Genomic DNA, 3714 nt, shown 5'->3' with positions numbered 1-3714 from the left:
AGTGCTAAAAAAACAGCATTGCTGTTTTTTTATACAAGGTATCTCCACAAGCCCATCAAAAAGCCGCCGCATCCTTCACAGGGATGCAGCGGCTCCACAATTCCAAAATCACTGAATTTTATACTGTCGCTTAATTTCTAAAATACGCTCGGTGGGCAGGTGGGTGATGTCTTCAATCAAGGGGATATCCAGCTTCTTTTTGAGCATTTCCAGAATGATCGATTCTTCAGCCTCCAGCTTACCTTCGCGTCGACCTTCCGTGCGACCTTCCATGCGACCTTCCATGCGACCTTCTTGCCTTAACTGCTGTAATGCATCACACATATTAATCACCTCCTGTTCTTCAATATTGGGAATATACTCTTCCAGCTCTTTAATCTCCGCAACGGCCTCGATGGTCCGTAGGGTTTCTCGGGGAAGCTTTTTGCAGATTTCTTCATTCTCACCCACAAAGGTTAAAAGTGCCTCTAAATTCTTTTGATATTTTACAAAGCCCAGAAGGACTTTTAGCTCGCCCTCGTATTCTTCCATGTTTTCAATACACTGGACTTCCAGCAGGTGCATGGGGTAGTCTGGAACCAGTGAAGCCAGTATTGGGTTTCCCCCTGGCATGGCAATCATTTCCCTTAAACTTCTGGGGGCATCCCAGGGTGTGGTGCCATAATAAACGACCAGGGTTATTACGGGGATGAGTTTATCCCCTCGTGCAAAGCGGCTTAATCGCTCCGCTCCCTTTAAATCCCTGTTCTTTCGATGGGTATCTCCAATTTCACGATATTGCCTGTCATAGGAGTGAGCATCCTAGACTAGGCAGCGCAGCGGCATGGCATAATGTATATCGTTTTGGGATTCCAGTCCGAGAACGATAAATGCCATTTCATCGTTATAAAGCTTTACCACGTCCCGGTTTTTCTGGATAAAATCAGCGGCTTTCTCGCCCAGGGGGATAAGCTCACTTTGGGCACTGTCTAAGGGTTTAAGACGATCGGCCTGTATAACGGATTTACCATTAAAAAGAGCATTGTTGCATAATTGTGCAAAACGGTTGTTATTTGAAAAAAATTCTTTGAGTGCGATATCTTTTTTCCCATTTTCTTCCCCTTAAGCCCATTGTGTCTTATGGTCTTATTATACAAGCACTCCCTTAATATTGCAACGACAAAAAAGCCGCCGCATCTGGAAAGAATGCAGCGGCTCCTTGGGCTTTAAAGCAATATTTTACGCAAATCTGCCCCATCACCAGCGCACAAATAAGCGGGTGGGACATCAAAGATGGTCTTAGCCCCTTTTGCCCCTTGGGCAGCGAAGCGGGCAACGGCCCGGGCACAGGCGACCAGGACACAGGCGGTAAACTCGGGGTTGGAATCCAGCTTTAAGCTGTATTCTACCACGGCCTTATGTTCATTTTCCCAGCCGGTGGCACCGCTGCGGATGACGAAGCCGCCATGGGGGATTCCCTGATGGTCCCGGGCCAGCTCTTCGGCGGAAATAAAGTGGACGGTGGTGTCATAATCCGCGAAATAGTTGGGCATCCCGACGATTTCAGCTTCGATGGCAGCTTGGTCCGCGCCGTCTCTGGCGACGACGAAGCATTCCCGGGTGTGTTTTTCCCGGGTGGAAAGCTCTGGGTTGACACCACTGCGCACGGCCTCCAGGGCGGCATCCACGGGGATGGTATACTGACGGGCATCCACCACGCCTTCAATACGCCGGATGGCATCGGAATGGCCCTGACTGACGCCCTTGCCCCAGAAGGTATAATCCTGCCCCACAGGCAGGATGGCGTTGCCATAAACCCGGTTGAGGGAGAAGAGGCCGGGGTCCCAGCCTGCGGAAATCAGGGCAACATGGCCCGCTTCTGTGGCGGCTTTATCCACCGCTGCAAAGTGCTCTGGGATTTTGGCGTGGGTGTCAAAGCTGTCCACCACGTTGAAGCGCCCTGCAAAATCCGGGGTTTGCTGGGGGAGGTCGGTGGCGCTGCCGCCGCAGAGGATCATGACGTCGATGGTATCCTCAAAAGCTGGGGCATCCTCGACGCTGCGGACGGGGACCCCCTCTGTCAGAATGGTGAGAGTCTCCGGGGGCCGGCGGGTGAAGATGGCGACGAGCTCCATATCCGGGTTTTGTCGGATGGCGCATTCAACGCCCCGCCCCAGGTTCCCGTAGCCCAAAATACCGATTTTTATCATTGTGCTTCCTCCTCAAATTAAAATTCAATGCCGTATGATTGGATTCATTATAGCACAAATTTATTCTGTGGTGGAAATGGGTTTAATCTCGACTAGTCGAAAGCTGCGCAGGGGCTTGAAGAGCAGTACTGCGATGACAAGGCCAACCGCGGCCTGGAGCAGATTGAAGGGAATGTTAACCAGGGGGGATAGGGCGTTGCCGTACATTATGACCTCTGAGAGGTAATAAATGAAGGCCATGACGATGCTGGCACCAAAAAGGATGGCCATCTGGGTCCCTTTCTTAAGGCTGGGGTGGGCCATCGCCCAGGCAGTTAGCCAGGCCATGGTGCCCTTGGCTAGGATGGTGGGAATGATGTAGATGGCGTAGCCCGAGAAATAATCTGCAGAAGCAGCACCGACACAAGCGGCAAAGGTTCCGAGGATGGGCCCGAGGATATAGCCGCACAAAAAGACGGCACCGTCTCCCAGGTGAATATAGCCATTGGGGATGGGGATTTTGATGATGTAAATCATAATGAAGGTGATGGCAATCATCAAGGCAGTGTAGCAGCATTTTTTAGTGGTTATGGTCATGATCAATCTCCTGTGTTCTGTTTGTACCATTTATTATACTAAAAAACTGAACCACCGGATGGTTCAGTTTAAAAGTTTTTAATGGGTTCAGTTTATGCTTGTTCTTCAAAGATGGGGTAGGGCCCGCCAATGGGAAGGATAACTGAGGCGTGGAAGCTTTTGCCGGCCCCTTCGAAAAGGGCATTGCCGCCGTAGTTCTCAGCGGTTTGGCTGACATTGATGAGCCCAAGTCCAGAGCCGGTGGCTTTGGTGCTGTGAAACACATCCCCTTTGATATCCAGATTACCATTAAAGGTATTATCGACGGTGATAATGAGATTTTCTTCTAAAATCTGGAGGGCAACTTGGATGTGCCGCTCATCGGCAGGAAGTTCGGTGACGGCATCTAAGGCATTTTCCAATAGATTCCCTAAAATAATGCACAGCAGGGGATCGGGAATCATGGAGATTTCCGGAAGGTTGGCGTGGATCTCAAAGGAGACCTGGGCATCCAGGGCCTTGCTGCGATAGTAATTTAAAAGACTATCCACCAGCAGGTTATGGCACAAGGGAATGAATTCCCGCTGATCGACCATTTCGGTGTAGGTCTTCAGGTAATCCTGGATACGGAAGAGCCGCTCCTCGGCGGTGCCGCCATCCTCCTGGGAGGCTAAAGTGGACAGGGCCTGAAGATGATGGCGGAGATCGTGACGGGATTGTCTGGTATCCGCAATGGCCTGGCGCAGGTCCTTCATTCGCTGGGTTTGGAGGTCCAGAAGAAAGCGGGCCTGTTTTTCCTCCAGGGTCTTTTGGCTTTGTCGCCAGGCGCTTTTAAGGATGCTATATACATAAACATAAAGGAGCACGATATTCAGGATGATCCCGGACATGGCGAAAAGGCTGAAGGCATCTAAGGTAGTCAGGGGAAGGAGGAGACCGCCAAAGGATAAAAGGCCAAATTCAATGACGC

4 protein-coding genes are annotated in these 3714 nt (G+C 50.8%); all 4 read right to left on the bottom strand.

The annotated features are described in order from the left end of the window. Positions 1-108: 108 nt before the first annotated feature. Entirely contained in the window at positions 109-690 is a 582-nt protein-coding gene (locus tag VB081_RS11890) for a hypothetical protein (RefSeq protein ID WP_278286192.1), read from the bottom strand. 515 nt (positions 691-1205) lie between these two features. After that, positions 1206-2189, bottom strand: a complete 984-nt coding sequence (locus VB081_RS11885) for a diaminopimelate dehydrogenase (protein ID WP_090306786.1) — start codon at positions 2187-2189, stop codon at positions 1206-1208. Between the two features lie 60 nt (positions 2190-2249). Continuing rightward, complete coding sequence (locus VB081_RS11880) at positions 2250-2765, bottom strand: ECF transporter S component (RefSeq protein ID WP_323401015.1); 516 nt, start codon at positions 2763-2765, stop codon at positions 2250-2252. A gap of 92 nt (positions 2766-2857) precedes the next feature. Next, the coding region (locus VB081_RS11875) for a sensor histidine kinase (RefSeq protein WP_323401014.1) at positions 2858-3714 on the bottom strand (857 nt) is incomplete at its 5' end.

Source organism: Christensenella sp., assembly GCF_034927525.1.
GTDB lineage: Bacteria > Bacillota > Clostridia > Christensenellales > Christensenellaceae > Christensenella.
Note: the sequence above shows the minus strand (reverse complement) of the source record. Positions and strands in the feature narration are given on the sequence as shown.